This is a genomic window from Kitasatospora sp. NPDC036993 (genome assembly GCF_055607525.1).
Map to the genome: position 1 here is coordinate 44,592 of NZ_JBVJRP010000017.1, position 24,155 is coordinate 68,746.

Annotated in this window: 19 protein-coding genes and 1 pseudogene; 14 read left to right on the plus strand and 6 right to left on the minus strand. The window is 74.5% G+C overall.

From position 1 onward, the window contains the following. Positions 1-28: 28 nt before the first annotated feature. From ACZ7C5_RS29935 to ACZ7C5_RS29985, 11 genes are all read left to right on the plus strand, one after another. Positions 29-568 (plus strand): hypothetical protein, encoded by a 540-nt coding sequence (locus ACZ7C5_RS29935; protein ID WP_470323828.1) that lies wholly within the window; start codon positions 29-31, stop codon positions 566-568. Next, the gene (locus ACZ7C5_RS29940) at positions 565-1,212 is read left to right on the plus strand and encodes a CIS tube protein (RefSeq protein ID WP_401088241.1); all 648 of its coding nucleotides are present in this window, start codon (positions 565-567) and stop codon (positions 1,210-1,212) included. Before ACZ7C5_RS29935 ends, ACZ7C5_RS29940 begins: the two co-directional genes overlap by 4 nt. After that, a complete protein-coding gene (locus tag ACZ7C5_RS29945; protein WP_470323829.1) occupies positions 1,209-1,562 on the plus strand; it encodes a hypothetical protein in 354 nt (117 codons plus the stop codon). The genes ACZ7C5_RS29940 and ACZ7C5_RS29945 overlap by 4 nt, the downstream gene beginning before the upstream one ends. Continuing rightward, complete coding sequence (locus tag ACZ7C5_RS29950) at positions 1,555-2,712, plus strand: hypothetical protein (RefSeq protein WP_401088244.1); 1,158 nt, start codon at positions 1,555-1,557, stop codon at positions 2,710-2,712. The genes ACZ7C5_RS29945 and ACZ7C5_RS29950 overlap by 8 nt, the downstream gene beginning before the upstream one ends. 71 nt (positions 2,713-2,783) lie before the next feature. Continuing rightward, on the plus strand, positions 2,784-3,293 hold the full coding sequence (locus ACZ7C5_RS29955) for a phage baseplate assembly protein V (protein WP_401088246.1): 510 nt from the start codon (positions 2,784-2,786) through the stop codon (positions 3,291-3,293). A gap of 13 nt (positions 3,294-3,306) precedes the next feature. After that, on the plus strand, positions 3,307-3,639 hold the full coding sequence (locus tag ACZ7C5_RS29960) for a hypothetical protein (protein WP_401088248.1): 333 nt from the start codon (positions 3,307-3,309) through the stop codon (positions 3,637-3,639). Then, the gene (locus ACZ7C5_RS29965) at positions 3,636-4,022 is read left to right on the plus strand and encodes a GPW/gp25 family protein (protein WP_401088250.1); all 387 of its coding nucleotides are present in this window, start codon (positions 3,636-3,638) and stop codon (positions 4,020-4,022) included. Before ACZ7C5_RS29960 ends, ACZ7C5_RS29965 begins: the two co-directional genes overlap by 4 nt. Further along, entirely contained in the window at positions 4,019-7,315 is a 3,297-nt protein-coding gene (locus ACZ7C5_RS29970; RefSeq protein WP_470323830.1) for a putative baseplate assembly protein, read from the plus strand. The genes ACZ7C5_RS29965 and ACZ7C5_RS29970 overlap by 4 nt, the downstream gene beginning before the upstream one ends. Next, the gene (locus ACZ7C5_RS29975; RefSeq protein WP_470323831.1) at positions 7,312-11,085 is read left to right on the plus strand and encodes a putative baseplate assembly protein; all 3,774 of its coding nucleotides are present in this window, start codon (positions 7,312-7,314) and stop codon (positions 11,083-11,085) included. The genes ACZ7C5_RS29970 and ACZ7C5_RS29975 overlap by 4 nt, the downstream gene beginning before the upstream one ends. Beyond that, a complete protein-coding gene (locus ACZ7C5_RS29980; RefSeq protein ID WP_470323832.1) occupies positions 11,082-13,313 on the plus strand; it encodes a hypothetical protein in 2,232 nt (743 codons plus the stop codon). Before ACZ7C5_RS29975 ends, ACZ7C5_RS29980 begins: the two co-directional genes overlap by 4 nt. 85 nt (positions 13,314-13,398) lie before the next feature. After that, positions 13,399-14,868 carry a DUF6519 domain-containing protein gene (locus ACZ7C5_RS29985; RefSeq protein WP_470323833.1) on the plus strand — a complete coding sequence of 490 codons (1,470 nt, stop codon included), beginning with the start codon at positions 13,399-13,401 and terminating at the stop codon, positions 14,866-14,868. A 62-nt stretch (positions 14,869-14,930) separates the two neighbouring features. On the opposite strand, the gene ACZ7C5_RS29990 is transcribed toward ACZ7C5_RS29985, so the two are convergent. The 6 genes from ACZ7C5_RS29990 to ACZ7C5_RS30015 form a co-directional block, all read right to left on the minus strand. Further along, positions 14,931-15,581, minus strand: coding sequence for a response regulator (locus ACZ7C5_RS29990; protein ID WP_470323834.1), 651 nt, complete (start codon positions 15,579-15,581; stop codon positions 14,931-14,933). Then, positions 15,569-16,813 (minus strand): sensor histidine kinase, encoded by a 1,245-nt coding sequence (locus tag ACZ7C5_RS29995; RefSeq protein WP_470323835.1) that lies wholly within the window; start codon positions 16,811-16,813, stop codon positions 15,569-15,571. The genes ACZ7C5_RS29990 and ACZ7C5_RS29995 overlap by 13 nt, the downstream gene beginning before the upstream one ends. Positions 16,814-16,941: 128 nt before the next feature. Further along, positions 16,942-17,682, minus strand: a complete 741-nt coding sequence (locus ACZ7C5_RS30000) for a hypothetical protein (protein WP_401088264.1) — start codon at positions 17,680-17,682, stop codon at positions 16,942-16,944. Between the two features lie 239 nt (positions 17,683-17,921). Continuing rightward, positions 17,922-18,488, minus strand: coding sequence for a PadR family transcriptional regulator (locus ACZ7C5_RS30005; protein ID WP_470323836.1), 567 nt, complete (start codon positions 18,486-18,488; stop codon positions 17,922-17,924). 84 nt (positions 18,489-18,572) lie between these two features. Further along, positions 18,573-19,526, minus strand: coding sequence for a formylglycine-generating enzyme family protein (locus ACZ7C5_RS30010; RefSeq protein WP_470323837.1), 954 nt, complete (start codon positions 19,524-19,526; stop codon positions 18,573-18,575). Between the two features lie 277 nt (positions 19,527-19,803). Further along, positions 19,804-20,397 carry a hypothetical protein gene (locus ACZ7C5_RS30015; protein WP_470323838.1) on the minus strand — a complete coding sequence of 198 codons (594 nt, stop codon included), beginning with the start codon at positions 20,395-20,397 and terminating at the stop codon, positions 19,804-19,806. Positions 20,398-20,780: 383 nt separating this feature from the next. Between ACZ7C5_RS30015 and abc-f the strand changes: the two genes are divergently transcribed. From abc-f to ACZ7C5_RS30030, 3 genes and pseudogenes are all read left to right on the plus strand, one after another. Then, a complete protein-coding gene (abc-f, locus tag ACZ7C5_RS30020) occupies positions 20,781-22,415 on the plus strand; it encodes a ribosomal protection-like ABC-F family protein (RefSeq protein WP_470323839.1) in 1,635 nt (544 codons plus the stop codon). Between the two features lie 83 nt (positions 22,416-22,498). Continuing rightward, a pseudogene (locus ACZ7C5_RS30025) lies at positions 22,499-22,987 on the plus strand (ATP-binding cassette domain-containing protein); the annotation flags it as partial. A 171-nt stretch (positions 22,988-23,158) separates the two neighbouring features. Then, a complete protein-coding gene (locus ACZ7C5_RS30030) occupies positions 23,159-24,148 on the plus strand; it encodes an alpha/beta hydrolase (RefSeq protein ID WP_401088274.1) in 990 nt (329 codons plus the stop codon). Positions 24,149-24,155 lie beyond the last annotated feature (7 nt).

The window sequence follows — 24,155 nt, forward strand, 5'->3', positions numbered from 1 at the left end:
GTTGCGCTCGTACCCGGCGGAGGACGAGGTGGACGAGTTTGCCGGCCTCCACGGCTGGCCGAGGAGAGCGGAAGTGGAGGCCCGGCGCGAAGGCGGAAGCCCGTACACCGTCTCCTGGGATCTGGGTGATGAAAGCGTCCTCGATTATGTCGAGGACGGCATGTCGAAGAATTGCTATCTCATCGTACACGGCCCGACCCGCGAGAGCGTGGAACCAGTCGGGGAGATGATTTCCGAGGAGCTCTTCCCGTGGGACCACACCGAGTTGCTCTGGTGTGTCGACAACGCACCGAATCCCATTGAACTCGGCCTGTCAATCATTCGACTCGCGCTCGGATCTCCGGATGGCTTTCACGACGAGACATTTCGGCGGGTCAAAAGCGGGCTGACCCATCCGGATTCCCAGGTGCGGGACATGTCACTGTGGGCCAGCACGTATTCACCGTGGGCCGAGTACATCCCGCTGCTACAGAATCTGGCAGCACAGGATCCCGTCACCGAGATTCGCGAGCGGGCAGGGCTCGTCCTTGAGGCCTATCGCGTCCGAGGGGGAGGTGATGGGTCATGACCGGGTACACGGACACCCCCAGGCCCATCAGGGCCGGGCTGGTGATCGTCGATGCGCTGCGCGGGACGCCGCAGCGGGTCGTCGTGTTGCAGTTCAACCCCGACAGTCTGGAGCGCTCGCTCGCCCCGCAGGCCGCGGGGGCCGACGGGACCGGGGACCGGACGGAGGCGTTGCGGCTGAAGGGTCCGGCGGTGGAGACGTGGAAGTTCACCGCGGAGCTGGACGCGACCGACCAGTTGGAGCTGCCGGCGCCGAACGGGATCCATCCGCAGCTGGCCACGCTGGAGTTGCTGGTGCAGCCGGCCAGCGCCCGGCTCAGGACCAACCAGGGGCTGGCCGCCGTCGGCACCCTGGAGATCACCCCGGTCGAGGCCCCGCTCACCCTGTTCACCTGGGGCAGCAAGCGGATCCTGCCGGTGCGGCTGACCGAACTCACCATCACCGAGGAGGCGTTCGACATCGACCTGAACCCGATCAGGGCCACCGTCGGGATCGGCCTGCGCGTCCTGACCGTCAGCGATCTGCCGACCGGCCACCGTGGGGCCGAGCTGTACCTGGCGCACCTGGCGCAGAAGGAGCGCCTGGTCGGTTCCGCGGCCGACGGCCGGCTGAGTGCGCTCGGCCTGGGAGGAGGATTCCGGTGACCGCCGACCACCCGCTGGACGCGCTGCCCGCGCCCTCGCCGTACCCGCCGACCAGCCGGTACCACGGCGTCCCGGTGGCGTTGCACACGGCACCGGACGGACGCCAGGTCCCCTACCTGCGACGGCGGTTGCTGCCGGGCACGGACGGTCTGACCCCGCTCGCCGAGCACACCGTCAGTGCCGGCGACCGCCCCGACCTGCTCGCCTACCGCTATCTCGGCAGCGCCGACCAGTGGTGGCGGATCGCCGACGCCAACCCGGTGCTCGACCCCCGGGAGCTGACCGCGACGCCGGGCCGGCGGATCGTCGTCGCGCTGCCCGGCGGGGTGCCGGGGGTGGGGAATGCCTGACGCCCCGGCCGTCACGGGCGGCGGGCCGATCGGGTCGGTCCACCTGAGTCTGCTGATGGGTCCGCAGATCCCGGTGCCGGTGCCGCAGCCGGTGACCGACGCCCTGCTGTCGGCGCAGGTCACGGTGGCGTCCGGGCAGCGCAGCGGCTTCCAGCTCGCCTTCGACCTGTCGAAGCGCGGGCCGATCAACACCGCGCTGCTGCCGGGCGGCTTCTTCGACCCGAAGATCAGGGTCGTGCTGATGGTGACCGTCACGGGCACCCCGACCGTGCTGATGGACGGTGTGATCATCCGCCAGGAGGTCGGCATCAGCAACCAGCCCGGCCAGTCCACGCTGACCGTCACCGGCGAGGACCTGACGGTGCTGATGGACCTGGAGGAGCGGGCCGGGGTGCCGTTCCCCGCGATGTCCCCGGCGGCCCGGGTCGCCGCGATCATCGGCACGTACGGGCAGTACGGCATCGTGCCGCTGGTCATCCCGGAGCTGGTGCCGCAGACGCCGATGCCCACCCGGCGGATCGACTTCCAGAAGGGCACCGACCTCGGATACGTCAACGAGCTGGCCAAGGCCAACGGTTACGTGTTCTACCTCGATCCGGGGCCGGTCCCCGGGACGAGCCGCGCCTACTGGGGGCCGGAGAACCGGCTCGGCGTCCCGCAGCACGCGCTGAACGTGAACATGGACGCGCTGTCCAACGTCGACCAGCTGACCTTCGCCTTCGACGGGACCGCCCGCGAGGAGCCGGAGGCCCGCATCCAGCTCCCGGCGACCAGGGTGTCCGCCGTCCTGCCGGTGCCGGAGGTCAGCATCCTGCGCCCGCCGCTCGCGCTCAGGCCCGCGCCGGCGCTGAAGAAGAAGGTCATCGCGGACACCGCCAAGAAGGACACCGCCCAGGCCGTCGCCGAGACCATCGCCAAGGCGATGCAGTCGGCGGACGCCGTCTCGGGCTCCGGGCAGCTCGACGTCGTCCGGTACGGCCACGTCCTGCGGCCGCGCGAGCTGGTCGGCGTCCGCGGCGCCGGGCTCACCTACGACGGCCTGTACTTCGTCAAGAGCGTCACCCACAACCTCCAGCGCGGCTCGTACACCCAGAACTTCACGCTGACCCGCGAGGGCCTGATCGCCCTCCAGCCGACCGTCGTCCCGTAGCGCCACACCGTCGTGGCGGCACAGTCCCGCGGCGCCACACCATCGAGGCACCACAGTCAGGAGTTGCCGGCATGGCCGAACCGACCCGCTACCTCGGCAAGTTCCGGGGAACGGTGGTGAACAACGTCGACCCGCTCGGGATCGGCCGCATCCAGGCCCAGGTGCCCGACGTGCTGGGCGAGGTCACGTCGACCTGGGCGATGCCGTGCTTCCCGGTGGCCGGCCCCGGCATGGGGCACTACGCGGTCCCGCCGGTCGGGGCGGGGGTGTGGCTGGAGTTCGAGCAGGGTGACCAGAGCTACCCGGTCTGGACGGGCTGCTGGTACGGCTCCGCCTCGGAGGTCCCGGTGGAGGCGACGACCGGCCCGCCGGGCGTGCCGAACACGGTGCTGGAGACCTCCGGGCGGCGGGTGATCGTCCTGTCCGACGATCCGACCACCGGGATCACCCTCCGCACACCGGGCGGAGCCTCGATCGTGATCAACGACACGGGCATCCGGATCAGCAACGGCCAGGGCGCCGAGATCTCGCTCGTCGGCGCCACCGTTTCCATCAACCAGGACGCCCTGAGCGTGACCTGACGGGGGGATTCTCGTGCCCGGAAATCTGCTGCACGTCAATGCGACGGTGACCTGCCCGCACGGCGCCCAGGCGACGGCCCGGCCCGCCCAGGCCCGGGTGCTGGTCGCCGGCCAGGCCGTCACCGGCACCGCCGACCCGTACACCGTGACCGGCTGCCCGTTCACGGTGGCCGGCAAGCCGCAGCCCTGCGTCACGATCCGCTGGGTGGTGCCGTCCGCCCGGATCCGGGTGAACGGCTCCCCCGCGCTGCCGCGGTCCGCCGTCGGACTGTGCCAGAGCGCCGAGCAGATCCCGCAGGGGCCGCCGGTCGTGACCGTCGTCCAACAGCGGGCGGTGGGGACATGAGCACCGCACCCCCGGCCAGGACGGACCTCGCGTTCCCGTTCCGGATCGACAGCCGCGGGCGCACCGCCGAGGCGGCGTACGACGACCACGTACGGGACCTGATCGAGCAGTTGCTGTTCACCAGCCCCGGCGAGCGGGTCATGCACCCGGACTTCGGCTGCGGACTGCTCGACCTGGTCTTCGCCCCGAACAGCCCGGAGCTGGCGGCCACCCTGCAACTGTCCGTGCAGGCGGCGCTGCAACGGTGGCTCGGCGACGTGATCGAGGTCGTCTCGCTCGACGTGGAGAGCGAGGACAACGTGGTGCGGGTCGAGCTGGCGTACGTCGTGCGCCGGACCGGTGCGCAGCGGCAGGACGTGTTCGAGGGCGGGGTGGCGGCATGACCGGCCGATCCGAAGTGACCGGGCAGTCCGACGTGACCGGGCAGTCCGACGTGACCGGCCGATCCGAAGTAACGGGGCAGTCCGACGAGGCGACGGCCCGGTGCGGGACGGAACTCCGCCGCGCCGACGTCCGCGCGGCCCGCCTGCTGGGCCTGGACGGCGCCGAGCCGGACGACGACGGGCGCACCCTGAGCGTGACCTTCCTCGGCCGGGCGCCGGACGAGCTGGGCCCGGAGAACATCCGCGTCGACGGCGGCCGGCGGATCACCGGCCTGCGCGCCCTCGCGGTCGACATCGAGCGCGCCGACGACCCGGAGCTGGACGACCGGATGCACGTCACCCTCGACCGGGCCGGCGACACCTCCCGCTACCGGCTGACCGTCGTCGAGGCGGACGCCTACGGCCGGCCGGGCAGCCGCCCGTACCCGGGCTTCGACCCGAGGTACGCGAGCACCGGCTTCTCCTTCGGCGCCGACTGCCCCTCCCCCTACGACTGCCGCGCCGAGGAGAGCTGCCCGCCCGCCGTCCGGCCGGCCCCGGTGATCGACTACACCGCCCGCGACTACGAGAGCCTGCGCCGGCTGGTGCTGGACCGGATGAGCCTCACCACCCCGGGCTGGACCGAGCGGCACCTGCCCGACCTCGGCGTCACCCTGGTCGAGCTGCTCGCCTACACGGCCGACCAGCTCTCCTACCAGCAGGACGCGGTGGCCACCGAGGCGTACCTCGACACCGCCCGCCGCCGGGTGTCGGTGCGCCGGCACGCCCGGCTGGTCGACTACCCCGTGCACGACGGCTGCAACGCCCGCACGTTCGTCGCGCTGACGGCCGACCGCCCGCTCACCCTGCGGCACGGCACCTTCCGCTTCGCCGCCGTCGACGTCAGCCGGCTCGGCCCGCAGGAACGCCCGGACCTTTCCACGGTGATCCCGGACGAGGAGCTGGACGCGCTCACCACCACCGCCGCCGTCGAGGTGTTCGAGCCGCTCGGCGGGGCGGACCTGGTGCTGCGCCCCGCGCACAACACCATCCGGTTCTGGTCCTGGGGCGACCAGGACTGCGTCCTGCCCCGGGGCGCGACCGGCGCCACCCTGCGCGACGACTGGCACCGGGCCGACCGGCCGCAGGACCGCGACCGCGGCCGGCACCTGGCGCTGCGCCCCGGCGACCTGCTGGTCATCGAGGAGGTGCTCGGCCCGCGCACCGGCGCCGCCGCCGACGCCGACCCGGCGCACCGCCAGGCCGTCCGGCTCACCTCGGTCACCCCCCTGGTCGACGAGCTGTACGAGCAGCCCGTGGTCGAGGTCGCCTGGGCGGCGGAGGACGCGCTCTCCTTCCCGGTCTGCCTGTCCGCGCACGGCGGGAGCGACTGCGGCCCGATCGCCGACGTGAGCGTCGCCCGCGGCAACGTCGCCCTGGTCGACCACGGCCGCTCCCTGACGTTCTGCGGCGCGGCCCCGGAGACCTTCGCGGTGCCACCGGAGCCGGTCCGCGTGGCGCCCTGCGGGCCGGACGGCTGCGGCTGCGCGGACCGCGCCGAGGGCAGCCCCGCGGCGGAGGCGATCCACGCGCTGCTCGACCAGGCGAGGACCGGCCGCCGGCTCGGCCCCGGGCAGGTCCGCGAGCTGGACGCGCTGGTCGGCGAGGCGGCCGTCCGGCGGGCCGGGCTGAGCATCCGGCTCGCGCCCGGCGCCAACCGGGAGGACGCGGAGAACGCGGGCGCGGAGGGCGGGGACGGCCCGGGCGCGGTGGTCGAGCCGCCCACCGCCGACGCCCAGGCGGAGGCGCTGGAGACGCTGCTCGACCAGACCCGCTACCCCGTCCTGCCGCAGCCCTTCCGCCCGCTGCTGCGCCACGCGCCGGTCACCCAGGCGGCCGCCTACCCGGACCGGGCGCACGTCTGCGCCCGGCAGGCCGCCCTGCTCGCCGGCGTTCCCGGACTGGTCCGGCAGCGGCTGGAGGAACTGTGGCACCGGGCGAGCCGCGGCCACGACCTCTCCCGCGCCGAACTCGCCGAACTGACCCTGCTGTTCGGCGCCCAGGTGGTGCACGAGCTGCGCCTCGCCGAGCGGCCCGCCGCCGCGCTGCGCGAGCTGCTGGCCCGCCGCACCCGCCTGCTCGCCGCCAAGCTGCGCCGCCTGGAGGTGCTCACCGCGCGGGCCCGCTCCGGCGGGGTGCTCCGGCAGCCCACCGTCTGGGAGGTCGCCCAGAGCTGGGGCGCCCGGTACGCCGCCGGGCTCGACCCCGACTCCCCCGCGCTGGCCGGCCCGGCGAGCGGGATCACCGTCCAGGACCCGCGTTCCGCCCTGCCCGCGGTCCTCGCCACCGCCGAGGGCCAGGAGTGGACGCCCCGCCGGGACCTGCTCGCCGACGGCCCGCGGGACCGGCACTTCGTGGGCGAGCCCGAGGACGACGGCGGGCTCGCGCTGCGCTTCGGCGACGGCCGCCACGGCCTGCCGCCCCGGCCCGGCACGGAGCTGCGGGTCGCCTACCGCGTCGGCAACGGCACGGCCGGGAACGTGGGCGCGGAGGCCGTCAACCACCTGGTGGTCTGCCGGGACCGGCCTCCCCACCCGCGGACCCGGCCGCGGGACGCGGTGCTCCGGGTCCGCAACCCGCTGCCCGCGACCGGCGGCGTCGAGCCCGAACCGCTCGACCGGGTCCGGCAGCTGGCCCCGCTCGCCCTGAGCCGCACCCGGCTGCGCGCCGTCACGGCCGCCGACTACGCGGAGCTGGCCGCCACCCTGCCGGGCGTCCGGCGGGCCGCCGCCGAACTCCGCTGGACCGGCAGCGGCCAGGAGGTCCACGTCGCCGTCGAACCGTACGGGCAGGCCACCGCGGACACCGCCCTGCTGGAGGCGGTCGGACACGGCCTGGAGGCGTACCGCCGGATCGGCCACGACCTGGTCGTCCGTCCCGCCCTGCTGGTGCCGCTCGACCTCGGACTGCTGATCTGCGCCGCCGCCGGCCACCAACGCGGCCATGTCCTCGCCGAGTTGCGGCGGGTGCTGGGCAGCCGCGCCCTCCCCGACGGCCGCCCCGGCTTCTTCCACCCGGACGCGCTGGGCTTCGGCGACCCGGTGCGGGTCTCCCGGCTGGTGGCCGCGGCCGCCGCCGTGCCGGGTGTGGTCAGCGCCCAAGTGACCCGGCTGCGACGGCAGTTCGGGCGGGACGACGGCGAACCCGCCGACGGGCTGCTGCGGCTCGGCGCGCTGGAGATCGCCTGCTGTGACAACGACCCCGACCGGCCGGAGAACGGCCGGCTGTCGATCGTGATCGGAGGTGGCCGATGAACGGCCAGTGCACCTGCGGCTGCGCGGGCACCGCCACCGCGACCCCGGCCCCGCTGTTCAACCCGCCCGGGCTGGACAGCGTCGGCTACCGCGTCGGCCACTACGGGGAGTTCCTCGCGAGCCTGCTCGCCCGGCTGTCCGGCCCCGCCTACCCGGCGCTGCGCGACCTGACGGTCCGCACCCCGGACGACCCGGCGATCGCGCTGCTGGACTCCTGGGCCGTGCTCGCCGACGTGCTCACCTTCTACTCCGAGCGGATCGCCAACGAGGGCTACCTGCGCACCGCCACCGAGGAGAGCTCGCTCGTCCTGCTCGGCCGGCTGGTCGGGCACCGGCCCCGGCCCGGCGTGGCCGCCGACACCTACCTCGCCTACACGCTCGACCACGACCCGCGGGCCGCCGAGGACCCGACCGTGACCATCGCGCGCGGCGCCCGCAGCCAGAGCGTCCCCGGCCCCGGCGAGGACCCGCAGTCCTTCGAGACCGCCGAGGACCTCGCCGCCCGCTCGGCCTGGAACGAACTGGCCGTGCTGCGCCGCCGCCCGTACCAGCTGACGCCCGGTCAGTTGAACCCCGGCGGCCGGGCCGAGCTGTTCGCCGCGGGCACCGCCAACAACCTCAGGCCCGGCGACCGGCTGCTGTTCGTCTTCAGCGCCGACAAGGCCGCCGACCCGGTCCACCGGGTGCTGCGGCTGGTGCCCGAGGTGCGGCTCGACCGCGAGAACGACGTCACGGTGATCGGGCTGCCCCGGGACCTGCGCACCCTCAGGGACCTGCGCGCCGAGCTGACGGACTGGATCACGGTCTCCGAGGGCGCCCCGAACCCCAGGCCCGGGCGCAGCCGGATCATCCGGGACTTCGACGACCAGGTGCTGGCCCCGCTGCGCGCCGACCTGGACCGGCCGTCCGGTCCGCTGGGCAGCCCGGCCGGGTTCGCCGACCGGCTCGTCCCGGTGATCGCCCGGGCGGCCGAGGCCGCCGAGCTGGCCGGGGCCCGGCAGCCGGTGGCCGACTGGTTCGGCCGCCTCGGCGAGGAGCTGGCCGGCCTGCGCGGCCGCGCCCACCAGCTGGAGCCGCCGCAGGCCCCCGACGAGCCGGGACCGCCCGGCTCCGGAGCCGCCGACCCGGCCGTCCGCGGGCTCGGCTCGCTGCTGGCGGCGCTGCGCACCGCCCCCACCCGGCCCCCGCTCAGCGCCCGGGACCTCGCCCGCGACCCGCAGCGGCTCTTCGCGGCGGGCTCGGACCTCGGCGCGCAGCTGCTGTCCGCACTCGACCCCCGGCTGCGCGACGGCCTCTACCCCGCCTGGCGGCGGATCGACCTGACGGCGCCGCTGGCCGTGCACGAGATCCAGGCGATGCGGGTGGTCGCCACCCCGTTCGGCGCCACCGCGCCGCTCAAGCCGGTCTACGGCACGGACGGCCGGATCGACCGCTACGTGGACTGGCCGCTCGCCGGCAGCACGCTGATCGGCGTCCGGGTCACCTTCGACGCCGCCGGCACCGTCCCGAGGACCGCCGACTTCACGTACGTCGAGGCCGGCAGCCTGGTGCACAGCGGCTTCTCGCTGCCGTGGGACCACACCTTCCCGCTCGGGCCCGGCCAGGTCAAGGTGGTCACCACCGAGCCGCCGGTGCCGCTGGCGCCACCGCCGCCGGACCCGCACGCCGCCGCCGTGCCCGCTCCCGGCCAGGAGCCCGGCGTCAGCGCCCGGTTCCTCGCCGAGCTGCCCGAACGCACGGTCCTGGTGTCCCGCCCGCAGGCCGACGGCCGCGTCCACGTGACGGTCGACGGCGGCCCGGGCCCCGCGCTCGACTACCGGCTCGACCCGGGCCAGGAGAGGACCGGCGAGTCCGGCGAGCTGAACGTCCGGGTGCACCGCTACACCGCCACCGACCAGTCGGACCCGGCGGTCGAGGTGGTGTTCACCACCAAGCTGCAGCCGGTCTCCGGCACCGTCCTCACCCTCGACGCCGTGTACGACCAGATCGCGCCCGGCAGCTGGGTGGTCGTCCAGCGCCCCCGCAAGGGGATCGACGGCGGCATCCCGGGCAGCCGCGACCTCGCCGAGGTCGTCACCCGGGTGACCGACGTGCGGGTGATCTCCCGCGCCGACTTCGGCATCACCGGCAAGGTGACCGAACTGTCCCTGCAACAGCCGTGGCTGGACGACAGGGACACCCAGCTCTCGGACATCAGGGACGCCACCGTCTACGCCCGCGGCGAGTCGCTGCGGCTCGCCGACGAGCCCGTCACCGAGGACGTCCACGGCGACCGGATCGAACTCGCCCGGCTCTACGACGGGCTGACCCCTGGCCGGTGGATCACGGTCGGCGGCGAGCGGACCGACATCCCGGACACCACCGGCGTCCGGGCCACCGAACTGGCCATGATCGCCGGCGTCGGGCAGAGCGTCGACCCGCGGCTGCCCGGGGACACCGTCCGCACCACGATCACGCTCAGCGCCCCCCTCGCCCACCGCTACCGGCGCGACACCGTCCAGGTCCTCGGCAACGTCGTCCGCGCCACCCAGGGCGCCACCCGCGACGAGGCCGTCGGCAGCGGCGACGCCGGCGTCCCCGGCCAGCGCTTCGCGCTGTGGCAGTCGCCGCTCACCTGGCTGGCGGCCGACACCCCCAGGGGCGCGCGCAGCACCCTGGAGATCCGGGTCGACGGGGTGCGCTGGACCGAGGTCGACAGCCTCGCCGGGCGCGGCGCGGACGAACGCGTCTACGTCACCGGTACCGCGACCGACGGCCGTACCACCGTCACCTTCGGCGACGGCGTGCACGGTTCGCGCCTGCCCACCGGCCGGGAGAACGTCCGCGCCCGCTACCGGATCGGCATCGGCGAGGCGGGCAACGTCGGCGCCGGCCGGATCACCCAGCTCACCACCCGGCCGCTCGGCGTCTCCGCCGTCGTCAACCCGCTGCCCGCCACCGGCGGCGCCGGCCCGGACGGTCCGGGCCTGGCCAGGCGCACCATCCCGCTCGCCGTCACCGCCCTGGACCGGCTGGTCTCGGTGCCCGACTACGAGGACTTCGCCCGCTCCCGGGCCGGCATCGGGCGCGCCAGTGCCGGCCGGCTCTCGGACGGCAGGCGGGAGCTCGTCCACGTCACCGTGGCCGGGGTGGACGACATCCCGCTCACCGCCGACTCCGACCTGATCCGCACCCTGCACGCCGCGCTCACCGCCTACGGCGACCCGAAGCTGCCGGTCCTGGTCGCCCTGCGCGAACTCGTCCTGCTGGTCGTCGCGGTGAACGTGAAGGTCGACCCGGACCACTCCTGGGACCTGGTCGAACCGGCGCTGCGCCGCGCCCTGCTGGAGCGCCTCGGCTACGCCGGACGCCAACTCGGCCAGAGCGCCCACCTGTCCGAGGTGCTCGCCGTCGCCCAGGCCGTCCCCGGCGTGGACCGGGCGGACGTCGACGCCTTCACCGGCGTGCCCGGCAGCCTCACCCCGGAGGGCCTGGAGCACCTGTCCGACCTGCTCGCACAGCCGCAGCCGACGGTCCAGGCCCGGCTCGCCCGCTACGAGGAGCAGCGGTACCGGGTGCGCGACCCCGCCGGGGAGTCCCTCACCGACATCGCCGCCCGCAACGGCATCCCGGTCGCCGAGCTGCTGCGCCTCAACACGGCGGTCACCGACACCCGGCCGCTGCCGGCCGGCCGGGTGCTGACGGTGTTCCGCGGCATCCGCCCGGCCCAACTCGCCGTGCTGTCACCGGATCTGCCCGACACGTTGATCCTCAAGGAGGTCCGCGCATGACTGACCCGAGCGGCCGGGACCCGGACGGACTGCTGGAGCTGCTGCCGCGGTGGCACCGGCTGCGGGACGCCGACGGGGGCGAGCCGCTGCGCGCCCTGCTGGCCGTCGTCGCCGAGCAGGTCGACGTGGTCCGCGACGGCATCGACCAGGGCTACCGGGACTGGTTCGTGGAGACCGCCGCCGACTGGGCCGTCGCCTACCTCGGCGACCTGGTCGGCTACCGGATCCTGCCCGGCTACGAGGAGGTGCTCGCCACCGGGCTGCACGGCGGAGCCTCCCCGGAGCGGGCGGCGGCCCGCGACCGGCTCGCCGCCCGGCTGGCGCCGCGGCACGACGTCGCGAACACCGTCGCCAACCGCCGGCGCAAGGGCACCCTCGCCCTGCTGGAGGAGCTGTCCGCCTCGGTCGCCGACTGGCCGGCCCGGGCCGTGGAACTCTCCCGGCTGCTCGGCGCCACCCAGCCGGTGCGGCTGCTGCGCCCGGACGAGGAGCCGGCCGACCGTCAGCGGCTGGGCCGCGGCCGGCTGGCCGACGTCCGGAGCGGCGCCGCGCTGGACCTGCTCGGCGGGCCCTTCGACGCCCAGGCGCACACCGTGGACGTCCGCCGGGCCGCCTCCGGCCGCCGCCAGGGCGGGCGTACCCCGGCCGGTGTCGCCCTGTACGTGTGGCGGCTGAAGCCGTACCCGGTCACCCGGGCGCCGGCCTACTGCGTCGACCGGGCCAGGAACCTCTTCACGTTCTCGGTCCTCGGGAACGACGCCCCGCTGTTCACCCGGCCCGAGCCGGAGCCGTCGGCCACCCACCTCGCGGCGATCGACAACGTGCCGGCCCCGATCCGGCGCCGGCAGCTGGCCGAGCGCCCGGCCGACTACTACGGGCCCGGCAAGAGCTTCGCGATCTGGCGCGACGGCGCCCAGGAGCCGGTCCCGCCCGCCGAGATCACGGTGGCCGACCTGACCGACTGGACGTACCGGCCCAAGCGCGGCCAGGTCGCCGTCGACCCGCTGCTCGGCCGGATCGCCTTCGGTGCCCGATCCGCCCCGCGCCGCGGCGTCTGGGTCGACTACCACTACGCGTTCGGCGACGACACCGGCGGCGGGGAGTACCCGCGCGACCGCCCGCAGGCCCGGCGCCGGTCGCTCTACCGGGTCGGCCCCGGCGAGCCGTACGAGCGGATCAACGACGCCTACCGGCAGTGGCGCGCCGAGCAGCAGGACGGCAGCGCGGGCGGCGCGGCCGTCATCGAGATCACCCACAGCGGCGCCTACCAGGAGCAGCTGGACTTCGACCTGGAGGCCGACGACCGCCTCGAACTGCGCGCCGCCGAGGGCACCCGGCCGGTGATCCGGCTGCTCGACTGGTACAGCAACCGGCCGGACGCGCTCAACGTGCGGGGCGTCCGCCCGGGCGGGCGGCTGGTCCTGGACGGCCTGCTGGTCACCGGGCGCGGGGTCAACGTCACCGGGCCGGTCGCCTCCGTCACCCTGCGGCACTGCACCCTGGTGCCCGGCTGGTCGCTGGAGCCGCACTGCGAACCGCACGCGCCGCAGGAGCCCAGCCTCGTGCTGGACCACACCACGGCCTGCGTCCGGATCGAGCGCGGCATCCTGGGCTCGATCCAGGTCGTCGGGGACGAGGTGGCGGACGAACCGCTGGAGATCCACCTCACCGACAGCGTCCTGGACGCCACCGGGCCCGAGCGGCCGGCGCTCTCCGGGCCCGACTGCGAACACGCGTACGCGCTGCTGCACGCCCACCGCTCCACGGTGGTCGGCGAGGTGCACGCGCACGCGGTGCCGATCGCCGAGGACTGCCTCTTCACCGGCCGGCTGCGGGTCGCCCGCCGCTCGCTCGGCTGCCTGCGGTTCTGCTACGTCCCCCCGGGCTCGCGCACCCCGCGCCGGTACGAGTGCCAGCCCGACCTGGTGCGCTCGGCGGTGACCGACCTGGTCGAGCGCGGCGAGCTGCACCCGGCGCGGGCCGCCCGGCTGCGCGACACGGAGGCGGCGCGGGTCCGCCCGCTGTTCAGCAGCCTCCGGTACGGCACGCCCGACTACGGCCGGCTGGCCGCCGGGTGCGCGCCGGAGATCACCCGCGGCGCCGAGGACCGCTCCGAGCCGGGTGCCTTCCACGACCTGTTCCAGCCCCAGCGCGAGGACAACCTGCGGGCGCGGCTGGCCGAGTACACGCCGGCCGGCACCGACGCGGGGGTCTTCTTCGTCTCCTGAGCCGCTCCCGACCTGTCCTGTCCCCTCCTGACTTCTCGTGACTCCTCCTGACTCCTCCTGACCAGACGACTGTGAGAGGGAACCCGTGCACGCAGACTTCTCGCGCCTGACGTTCCGGCCCGGCAAGCACTACTCCGCGGTGCTGACCCAGCAGGGCCGGGTCCAGCTCGACGCCGACGCCAACGAGCAGGCCGCGATCGAGCGTTACCAGCTGCGCACGCTCGCCGCCGACCTGATCGGCCGCCGCGGCGGGCCGGCCGCGGCGGCCGGATTCGCGATCGGCTACGTGCCGGGCAACCACGACGTGGACGACCTCACCATCGGCGCCGGCCGGTACTACGTGGACGGCATCCTGTGCGAGGCCTACCGGCCCGAGCCCGGCCTCGCCGCGCCCGACGACGATGACCGGGCCGACGACGGCGACCGGGCCGGCGACGGCGACGCCGGGCAGGAGCCGGCCGGCTGGACGTACTGGGACCAGCCGGACGCCTACCGGGACCAGGACCGCCCCGGCGACCGGCTGCCCGGCGCGTTCCCGTTCCTGGTCTACCTGAAGGTCTGGGAGCGCGGCGTCACCGCCGTCGAGGACCCGGAGCTCCGTGAGGTCGCGCTCGGTGCGGCGCTGCCCGACACGGCGGCCAGGGCCAAGGTCGTCTGGCAGGTACTCACCCTGCCCGCCTCGGAGTTGAGCGTGCCGGACGGCGGGGCGTCGCGGGTCCGGGAGGCCTTCGACGCGTGGGCCGAGCCGCACGAGCGGCCCGCCTCCCGGCTGGCCGCGCGCGCCCGGCGGCCGGAGCGGGCGAGCGAGGACCCGTGCCTCACCCACCCGGAGGCCTCCTACCGGGGCCCGGAGAACCAGCTGTACCGGGTGGAGGTCCACCACGGCGGCCCGGCCGGCGGCGGCGGGGCCGGGCGCGACGGCTCGGCCGGCGGCGCCACCTTCAAGTGGTCCCGGGAGAACGGCTCGGTCGTCCTCCCGATCGCCTCGGTCGAGGGCGTCTGGGTCGACCTCACCACCCTGGGCGACGACGACCGGCTCGGCCTCTCGGTCGGCGACTGGGTCGAGGTCGCGGACAGCGCGTACGTCAGCCGGGACGAGTCGGCGGACCTGCTCCAGGTGGAGGAGACCGACCTGCCGGGCCGCCGGGTGCGGCTGTCCGCCGAACCGGTGCCGGAGGTCGGGCGGCAGGCCGGGCGGCACCCCTTCCTGCGCCGCTGGGACCACCGGGCGCCCCGCGGCCGGGACGCCCTGCCGCCGGTCGGCGGCGCCCTGCGACTCCGCGAAGGCGTCTGGCTCGACCTGGAGGACGGCGTCCAGGTGTACTTCCGGCCGGGCGGCGCGTACACCCGGGGCGACTACTGGCTGATCCCGGCCAGGACGGCCACCGGATCGGTGGAGTGGCCGCGGAACGAGGCCGGCGAGGCGCTGCTCCAGGCACCGGCCGGGGTCCGGGTGCACCACGCCCCGCTCGCCTGGGTGAAGGGCCCGACCACCGTCGTCGACCTCCGGCAGACCTTCGCCCCGCTGACGGCCGCCGCCCCGCCGGAGGCCTGACCCGGGCTCGGCGGACGCCGGGAGGCCTGACCGGGCTCGGCGCGGCCGACGCCGGAGACCGGTCAGACCGGGGACGCTCCGAGGAAGCGCAGAACGGCGAGCACCCGGCGGTGGTCCGTGTCGATCACCGGCAGGTCGAGCTTGGCGAAGATGTTGTTGATGTGCTTGGCCACCGCGCTCTCGCTGACCGTCAGCGCCTCGGCGATGCCGGCGTTGGAGCGCCCCTCGGCCATGAGGCCCAGGACGTCCCGTTCACGAGGGGTCAGCCGGTCCAGCGGGTCGCTGCCCCGTCGCAGCAGCAGCTGGGCGACGACCTGCGGATCCAGCGCCGTGCCCCCGGCCGCGACCCGCCGCACCGCCGCCACGAACTCCTCCACATCGGCGACGCGCTGCTTGAGCAGGTAGCCCACGCCGCTGGTGTTGGCCGCCAGCAGGTCGGCCGCGTACCGCTCCTCCACGTACTGCGAGAGCAGCACCACCGCCGTCCGCGGCCACCGCCGACGGATCACCATCGCGGCGCGCACCCCCTCGTCGGTGAAGCCGGGCGGCATCCGGACGTCGACCAGGGCGAGCCCGGGCCGGTGCTCCTCCACCGCCGCCAGCAGCGCTTCCCCGTCACCGACTTCCGCGGCGACCTGGAAACCACCCATCTCCAGCACCTTGACCAGACCGATCCGCAACAGCACCGAGTCCTCGGCGATCACCGCTCGCACGGCAACTCCGCCGCGATGGTCGTCGGTCCCCCGACGGGGCTGCTGACGCGGAAGGTCCCGTCGACGGAGCCGACCCGCTTGGCCAGCCCGCTCAGCCCCGTACCGGCGGAGGCGTCGACACCGCCCAGTCCGTCGTCGGTGACATTCACCCGCAACACCTTCCCGACCCGCCTGACGGTCACCTCGGCACGTGTGGCGCGAGCGTGCTTGGTCACGTTGGCCAGCGCCTCGGAGATCACGAAGTACGCGACCGACTCCACCGCGGGCACCACCCGCTCCTCAAGATCGACCCGCAGGCGCACCGGCAACGGCACCCGGGCGGCCAACCCGGACAACGCCGCGTCCAGCCCTCGGTCCTCGAGGACGGCCGGGTGCAACCCGCGTACCAGATCGTTGAGTTCGGCGATCGCCTCCTTCGCCTCGAGGTGTGCCTCCGCGATCACCTCGCGGGCCTCACTCGACAGGTCGGGGCGCGTGGCCATGGCCAGGCCCAGGTTGACCGCGAGGGAGACCAGCCGCTGCTGGGTGCCGTCGTGCAGGTCACGCTCGATCCGGCGGCGCTCGGCGTCGACCGCCTCGATCAGGTCGGTGCGGCTCCCGGCCAGGTACTCGACCCGCTCCTGGAGCCGCTGGGCCCGGCTGGGCCCGAGCAGCGCCGACGCGAGTCGCGACTCCGTCCGGGCCACCGCCCCCGCCGTCCAGGGCGCGGCGCACAGGAGGGCGATGCCGGCCACCGTGTACCACGGCACCTGCGTCGCGTAACCGAACCAGTCCTGGCGGACCCCCGCCGGCAGCACCCACACCCAGCCGCAGCTGACGGCGCCCGCCAGGCCGGCGGCCGCCATCGCGAGCACCGACAGCTCCGACGCGGCCACCAACGGGCCCAGGAGAAGGTGGTATCCGAGCCGGCGCCAGATACGCGTCGAGGAGAGCCGTCGGGCGACCGCCGCCCACGACCACCGTTCCGGCGTGGGCGCCGGCCGGGGGATGTCCACGCCGAGGAGTGCCCGGTGGCGGTACCGTTGAACGGCCGTCAGCACCGGTACGCAGAGCGGGATCAGGGCGACCGACACGGTGAGCACCAGAGCCCAGTCCCCCGTCCTGGCGACGACCGTCGCGCCCCAGGACCACACGGGCACCAGGGCCAGGTGCGGCAGGACACCGGCGGCCAGGAAACCGGTGTCCCGCCACATCCGAAGCGCCGAGCGCCTCGGCACGGGTGGAATCTTCATGATCCGACACTAGGACACCTCGACGCGGGCCTGCCATGGGCCTGGCACCCGACTCCGTGGTGGCACCAGTGCCACCGTTGTGACGGCGCGTTCGCCGGCGGCGACCGCGGAGTCACGGCAGGACCTTTCTAGTTGGGGGCGGCGGTCATGGAGGCGACGGCGTCGGCCACGCTGGACCGGTAGAGGCCCATCTTGGGGTTCAGCACCCGCGCGTCGCCGCCCAGCGGGAAGTTCCGGGTGTCCGCGAGGGGCATGGTGCCGTCCGGGTCGGCCAGCACGTTGAGTTCGGTGATGCCGGGGGTGGTACCGGTGGTGGCACCGCTCGGGTCGAGGTCGATCACCGCGTAGGCCTTCTGCCCGGCCGGGACGGAGTACCGCAGGGTGCCGCTGGCGAGCACCGGCTTGAGGTTCTTGCTCCGGTCGGGCGAGGCGGCGGCGCCCAGGTCGACCGCCGGGGTGGAGCTCAGGCTGCACGCGCTCTTGCCGGTGTTGTGCACCTCGATGACCCGCTGGCCGGGTGCTCCGGTACGGACCGTCACCTGTATCGCGAGGTTCTGGCCGTCGCACGGGCCGGCGGCGGAACCGGCACTCCCGCCGTCGGAGCGGGTGCCCGACGGGCTGGCGCCGGACGGCTTGTGCGATGCCGCTCCGGTGGCCGGCGCGCCTGCCGTGGCCGGCGCGCCCGCGGTGGGGGCACCGGAGGCCGGGCCGCCCGCCGCCGAGGGCGTGGCGGCCACCGTGGCGGCCGCGGAGGCCGTCGAGCCGCCGGCCGAGTCGGTGCTGTCGGGCCCGCAGGCGGTCAGCGCGAGCCCCGCCCCGACGACGAGGGCGACGGAGGCGAGCAGCGGGCGACGGTGGCGGACGGACATGGGTGGCTCCCCGATGGTGGTGCGTGCTGACTGCGTGGACACCTCACAAGACGGTCGGCCGACGGCTTTCGGTGGCATGAACAGCGTCACAGTCGTCAGGACATGACGAGGATCGGACTGTGACATTCGGTCGGGTGCGGTGGGGTTGACAGAGTGTCAGGCAGGGGGAAGGGCGCACGGCGGACGGGATCAGTCGCGCTCGTGCCGTGGGGGGGTGCGGCGGGCGCGGCGGGCGCGGCTCAGCGGCCGAGCCGCGCCTCCAGCCGGGCCTTGGTGAGCTGGAGCCAGGCGATGTAGGAGGCGCCGAAGGCGTAGCCGTGCTCATGGGCCATCGTGTGCACCTCGCGGGCCCAGGCGGCGTCGAGCTCGGGGATCTGCGGGTCGTAGCGATCGGGCATCGGCATGGCCGAGGAGTCCGCGTGCTGCTTGAGCCGGTACTCCAGCTCCGTGGTGACGAGGTCCAGGGCGATCTCGGGGTCGAGCTGCCCGGCGAAGAAGAAGCGCAGGGTGAAGTCGGGGTCCTTGGGGCGCGACGAGGGCTCGAAGGGAGACCTCGCCCACTCCAGGAGCGCGGTGCGCCCCTCCTCCGTCAGCCGGTAGACCTTGGCGTCCGGCCGGCCCTCGCGCGGGTCGACCTCGAAGTCGACCCAGCCGCGCTCCAGGAGCTTGGCCAGCCGGCGGTAGATGTGCGGGAGCTGGACGCCGTACCCGATGAACCGGCCCGGTCCGTCCATCCAGCGGCGCAGGTCGTAGCCGGACAGGCGGCGCAGGGCCAGCCCCCCGAGGATCACATAGTCGAGCTGCATGGGCCGCACCTATGTTCTGAGGAACTTATGACCGACAGATTTACCCGCCGGTAGGCGGATGTCAAGACTCCCACCCCGAACTCGTCACGCGTCGGCGGCACAGCGGAAGCCCGCGTGCCCGCTGGAGCTGTCCGGGCTGTTGGCGGTACGGGCGGCCACCCGGTAGCGGTTGCAGTAGGACTTGTGGCACATGTGGGAGCCGCCCCTGATGACCTTGTCGGTGCCGGCGGCGGGCCCGGCCGGGCCGACCGTCGGACGGCCCACCGGGTGGTCGGTGGTCCACCAGTCGGCGCACCACTCCCAGACGTTGCCGGACACGTTGTACAGCCCGAAGCCGTTGGGTTCGAAGGAGTCGACGGGGGCGGTGCCGCGGTGGCCGTCGGCCGCGGTGTTCCTGGTGGGGAAGGTGCCGCGCCAGATGTTGCAGCGGTACTCCCCCTCCGGGTCCAGCTCGTCGCCCCACGGGTAGCGGGCCTGCGACAGGCCGCCGCGCGCCGCGTACTCCCACTCCGCCTCGGTGGGCAGCCGCTTGCCGGCCCAGGACGCGTAGGCGGCCGCGTCGTTCCAGGACACGTGGACCACCGGGTGGTCGCCCCTGTCCCGGACGCCGCTGCCCGGGCCCTCGGGCCGGTCCCACGCGGCGCCCTCCACCCCGCACCACCAGGGGGTGCGCCCGGGGCGCGGAGCACCGCGGCGCAGCTCGCCGGGCAGGAAGGCGGCGAAGACGTAGGACCAGCCGATGCGCTCCGCCTCGGTGCGGTACCCGGTGTCGGCGACGAAGGCGGCGAACCGGTCGTTGCTGACGGCGTGGACGTCGATGCGGAACGGGGCCAGCCGGACCGGGCGCACCGGGCCCTCCCCGTCGCCGGGGAAGCCCTCGGCGTCCTCGGTGCCCATCAGGAACTCGCCGCCGGGCAGCAGCACCGTCCCCTCGGTGCGGGCGGACCGGCGCGGCGACGGGAGCGGAGCCGGGAGCGGAGCCACCGCTCCTCCCCCGGACGGCATGCAGCAGCGGGCGGGTGCGGTGGAGTCGGTCATGCGGGGGTCCTTCCGTGCTCGCCGGGACCTATCGCCTCCGGCAGTTATGTTCTAACGTACATAGGGTCGCGGACCCCGGCCAGAGGCGGGAGGCCTTCCAACTACGGCAAGGCCCTGATGGTGATCGCCGGCGCCGACGGCGAGGTCAGCGATCCGGAACTCGACTGGCTGATCGACCACCAGCGGCGGATGGGCGCACCGGACGACGTCTGACCCGTCCGACCCGCCTGACGCGTCCGCGGATGCCGCACCGGCGCCCTGCGCCGCGGGCTCCGGGTCACTCCCCGGCGGCGAGCCAGCGCAGCCGTCCGTCCCTGGCGTACGTCCGGCAGGTGAGGGCGACGCCCGCCGAGGACGTCGCGGTGGCACCGGCCTCCCGGCACTTGCGGTGCGGCTCGTTGCAGCTGCCCTTCTTCTTCCCGGGTATCCGAGCGCAGTTCTCGGTGTCGTGCGCCTCCTTCCCCTCGGGCGAGAGGTTGTCGTAGTTGCTCCCGTCGTGCCGCCCGGGCGAGTCACCGCCCGCGGTGCCGGCTCCGGCGGGCCTGCCCGGTGCGGCGGCCGCCCGGGTCGGGGCCGGCTCCGCGGGCGCCGTCGGCTCAGCGGGCGCCGTCGCCTCGGCGGTCGGCGCCGGCGGAGCGGGCGGCTGGACCGGCACGGGCGCGGCGGACGCGCTCGGCGGGGTCGACGGCAGCAGGGGCGAGGACGGCGCGGCCGGAGTCGCCGCCCCGGCGGCGGAGGAGGCCGGCGCGGAGGCCGAGACCGCGTCGGACGAGCCGGGGCCGCAGGCCGTGGCCGCGGCGAGGAGCAGACCCACAGCGGCCGCCGCCGCTGCCTTCCGCAGGGTACGTACGCTGATCTCGGAACTGGGCATCGGGCCAGTCTAGGCAACCGATGATCTTGGTCTTCCCGGTGGTACGGGTCCCGCCTCCGCCGAGGCCGCGGTGCGCCGGCCCGGAGGCGAAAGGGGCTGCGGCGAGGGACAGTTGCCGGCCCGCGCCACCGGGCCCCCGTCCGTCCGGCCCGTCGGCCTCCGGCAACGGCTGCTACAGTGGCAGTGACCTGTAGTCGTGTGATCGAGGAGTGGCAGACGTGGCGGGTGACGACGACATCTCCGGGTGAGATCCGGATCTGACGGCCACTGGCCGGTGCTTCGGGAGCGCCGCCGAGGTGGTTCGTTTCGTCGACCCCTTTTCCACACGTCTGCCCAGGGCAGAGGTCTGTCTCCCTGCCCTCATTCCGTTCGAGGTCATCTCCATGTCCGACGCTGCCGTCGTCTGCTCCAACGTCTCCTTCGCCTGGCCCGACGACACCCGGGTCTTCCACGACCTGTCCTTCACCGTGCCCGCCGGCCGGACCGGGCTGGTCGCCCCCAACGGTGCCGGCAAGAGCACCCTGCTCAAGCTGATCTCCGGCGAACTCAAGCCCGCCACCGGCTCGGTGACCGTCACCGGACGGCTCGGCCACCTCCGCCAGAGCCTCCCCCTGACCTCCGGCCTCACCGTCGCCGAGGTCCTCGACGTCGCCGGGATCATCCGGGCCATCGACGCCGTGGAGTCCGGGGACGTCGACGAGCGGCACTTCGCCACCATCGGCGACGACTGGGACATCGAGGAGCGCACCCGCGCCCAGCTCGACCGTCTCGGCCTGACCGACCTCACCCTGGACCGCGGCCTGGACACGCTCAGCGGCGGCCAGATCGTCTCCCTCGGCCTCGCCGCCCAACTGCTCAGGCGCCCCGACGTGCTGCTGCTCGACGAGCCCACCAACAACCTCGACGCGGAGGCCAGGCACAAGCTCTACGACGTGCTGGCGGACTTCAACGGCTGCCTGCTGCTGGTCAGCCACGACCGCGCGCTGCTCGACCGGATGCAGCACATCGCCGAACTCGGCAACAGCGAACTGCGCTTCTACGGCGGCAACTTCACCGAGTACGAGGAGGCCGTCCAGGCCGAGCAGGAGGTCGCGGAGAAGAACGTCCGCAACGCCGAGCAGGAGCTGAAGCGGGAGAAGCGGGAGATGCAGCAGGCCCGCGAACGCGCCGAGCGCCGCCAGAGCAACGCCGCCCGCAACCTCAAGAGCGCCGGCCTGCCCCGCATCTTCGCCGGGAACATGAAGCGCGGCGCCCAGGAGTCCGCGGGCCGGTCCGGCCAGGTGCACGCGGCCCGGGTCAGCGAGGCCAGGGCCAGGCTCGACGAGGCCGGACGCGCCCTGCGCGAGGAGCAGCGCCTCTCCCTGGACCTGCCCGACACCCAGGTGCCCGCCGGACGCAACCTCTTCCTCGGCGAGGGGCTTCAGGTCAGCCACGCCGGCCGGCCGGTGTTCGCCGACGGCGGCGTCGACCTGAGCGTGCGCGGCCCCGAGCGGATCGCGCTGACCGGGCCCAACGGGGCCGGGAAGAGCACCCTGCTGCGCCTGCTCACCGGCGAACTCACCCCGGACAGCGGGGAGATCAAGCGCAACGACGGACGGATCGCCTACCTCTCGCAGCGCCTCGACCTGCTCGACCTCGACCGCACCGTGGCGGAGAACTTCGCCGCCTTCGCCCCCGAGCGGCCCGAGACGGAGCGGATGAACCTGCTCGCCCGCTTCCTGTTCCGCGGCGCCCGCGCCCACCTGCCGGTCGGCGTGCTCTCCGGCGGCGAGCGGCTGCGCGCCACCCTGGCCTGCGTGCTGTGCGCGGAGCCCGCCCCGCACCTGCTGCTGCTCGACGAGCCGACCAACAACCTCGACCTGGTCAGCGCCGGCCAGCTGGAGAGCGCCCTGAACTCCTACCAGGGCGCCTTCCTGGTGGTCAGTCACGACGAGCGCTTCCTCGCCGAGATCGGGGTGAACCGCTGGCTCCGGCTGGCGGACGGCACGCTGAAGGAGACGGGGGCGCCCGCGGTGTGAGCCGCCGGTGTGCGAAACGGCCCGCGCCGAGGCTCCGTGCCCGGCGGGCCGCCCCACCGCCCCTCGCACCGGAAGGATCCCCCGTGCTCCAGCACGCCCTCATCGCCCACGACGTCGTGCGCGACCTCGGCGGCCGACGCGTCCTCGACGGCGTCGGCCTGACCGCCGCCCCAGGCCACCGGATCGGCCTGATCGGGGAGAACGGCGCCGGCAAGTCCACCCTGCTGCGGGTGCTCGCCGGCGTGGACGAACCCGACGCGGGAAGCGTCTCGCGCCCCGCGGACCTCGGCTTCCTGCGCCAGGAGATGCCCTTCGAGGCCGGCGCGACCGTCGCCGCCGTCCTGGACGACGCGCTGCGCCAGGCCCGCGAGGACCTCGCGGAACTGGACCGGCTCGGCGCGGAGATCGCCCGCACCCCGGAGTCCGCGCCCGGCCACGCGGAACTCTTGGACGCCTACGGCAGGCGGCTGGAACGGGCCCAGGGCCGGGAGTCCTGGGACGCCGACCGCCGCGCCGCCCTGGTCCTCGACGGGCTGGGCCTCGGCGCGCTCGGGCACGACCGCGCGCTCGGCGGGTGACCCGCTCGGTGACCTGCTCCCCGAAGGAACAGTCTCCGGGGTCCGGTCCGCCGGTGTCAGTCCGGATGGTTCCGGATTCCGCGCGGTGCGGGGTGTGGCTAGCGTCCGGACCGTCGGACATCCGGCGGTCCGGACGGGCCGCCGTCACACGCCCTGGAGGCCACCGTGACCGCGAACCACCCCACCCGCAGGGGCATCCTGAAGTCCGCCGGCGGGCTCGGCGCCGCGCTGGCGCTGGGCGCCACGGGCGCGCTGGCGTCGGCGTCGCCCGCGGCGGCGGCCGGAGACGGGTTCGGCCTGAGCATCGTGGAGCGCGGCGAGGGCGACCCCCGGATGTGGTACTACCGCTTCCGCACCGCCGCGATCGGCTGGAACCCCGCCGTGAACGTGCTGCTGCCGGACGACTACCACAGCAGCGGCCGCACCTACCCGGTGCTGTACCTGTTCCACGGCGGCGGCACCGACCAGGACTTCATCACCTTCGACCGCGAGCACATCCGCGACTGGACCATCGGCAAGCCGCTCATCGTGGTGATGCCGGACGGCGGCCACGCGGGCTGGTACTCCAACCCGGTCAGCTCCAACGTGGGCCCGCGCAACTGGGAGGACTTCCACATCGGCCAGCTGATCCCGTGGATCGACGCCAACTTCCGCACCTACGCCGAGCCCGAGGGCCGCGCGGTGTCCGGCTTCTCGATGGGCGGCTTCGGCGCCCTGAAGTACGCCGCCAAGTACTGGGGCCACTTCGCCTCGGTGAGCGCCCACTCGGGCCCGGCCAGCCTGCGCCGGGACGGCAGCCTGGTCGCGAACTGGGCCAACCTCTCCGCGGCCGCGCTGGACCTGGCGGGCGGCACGATCTACGGTGCGCCGCTGTTCGACCAGGCGCGGGTGAGCGCCGACAACCCGGTGGAACGGATCGAGAGCTACCGCAACAAGCGGGTCTTCCTGGTGGCCGGGACGAGCCCCGACCCGGTCGACTGGTTCAGCCAGGTCAACGAGCCCCAGGTCCTCGCCGGGCAGCGGGAGTTCCGCTCCCTGCTCGACGGCGCCGGCATCCCGTACGAGGCCCACGAGCGGCCGGGCGGCCACGTCATCCGCGCCGACATGATGCAGCACGACATCGACGGCATCATCGACCGCCTGCGCAAGGCGTGAGGGGAGC

Excerpts from the sequence above, each read along its gene's own strand:
- ACZ7C5_RS29940 (WP_401088241.1), top strand. The coding sequence starts at position 565 with ATGACCGGGTACACGGACACCCCCAGGCCCATCAGGGCCGGGCTGGTG.
- ACZ7C5_RS29950 (WP_401088244.1), top strand. The coding sequence starts at position 1,555 with ATGCCTGACGCCCCGGCCGTCACGGGCGGCGGGCCGATCGGGTCGGTC.
- ACZ7C5_RS29955 (WP_401088246.1), top strand. The coding sequence starts at position 2,784 with ATGGCCGAACCGACCCGCTACCTCGGCAAGTTCCGGGGAACGGTGGTG.
- ACZ7C5_RS29965 (WP_401088250.1), top strand. The coding sequence starts at position 3,636 with ATGAGCACCGCACCCCCGGCCAGGACGGACCTCGCGTTCCCGTTCCGG.
- ACZ7C5_RS29970 (WP_470323830.1), top strand. The coding sequence starts at position 4,019 with ATGACCGGCCGATCCGAAGTGACCGGGCAGTCCGACGTGACCGGGCAG.
- ACZ7C5_RS29975 (WP_470323831.1), top strand. The coding sequence starts at position 7,312 with ATGAACGGCCAGTGCACCTGCGGCTGCGCGGGCACCGCCACCGCGACC.
- ACZ7C5_RS29980 (WP_470323832.1), top strand. The coding sequence starts at position 11,082 with ATGACTGACCCGAGCGGCCGGGACCCGGACGGACTGCTGGAGCTGCTG.
- ACZ7C5_RS29995 (WP_470323835.1), bottom strand. The coding sequence starts at position 16,813 with ATGAAGATTCCACCCGTGCCGAGGCGCTCGGCGCTTCGGATGTGGCGG.
- ACZ7C5_RS30000 (WP_401088264.1), bottom strand. The coding sequence starts at position 17,682 with ATGTCCGTCCGCCACCGTCGCCCGCTGCTCGCCTCCGTCGCCCTCGTC.
- ACZ7C5_RS30005 (WP_470323836.1), bottom strand. The coding sequence starts at position 18,488 with ATGCAGCTCGACTATGTGATCCTCGGGGGGCTGGCCCTGCGCCGCCTG.
- ACZ7C5_RS30010 (WP_470323837.1), bottom strand. The coding sequence starts at position 19,526 with ATGACCGACTCCACCGCACCCGCCCGCTGCTGCATGCCGTCCGGGGGA.
- ACZ7C5_RS30015 (WP_470323838.1), bottom strand. The coding sequence starts at position 20,397 with ATGCCCAGTTCCGAGATCAGCGTACGTACCCTGCGGAAGGCAGCGGCG.
- abc-f (WP_470323839.1), top strand. The coding sequence starts at position 20,781 with ATGTCCGACGCTGCCGTCGTCTGCTCCAACGTCTCCTTCGCCTGGCCC.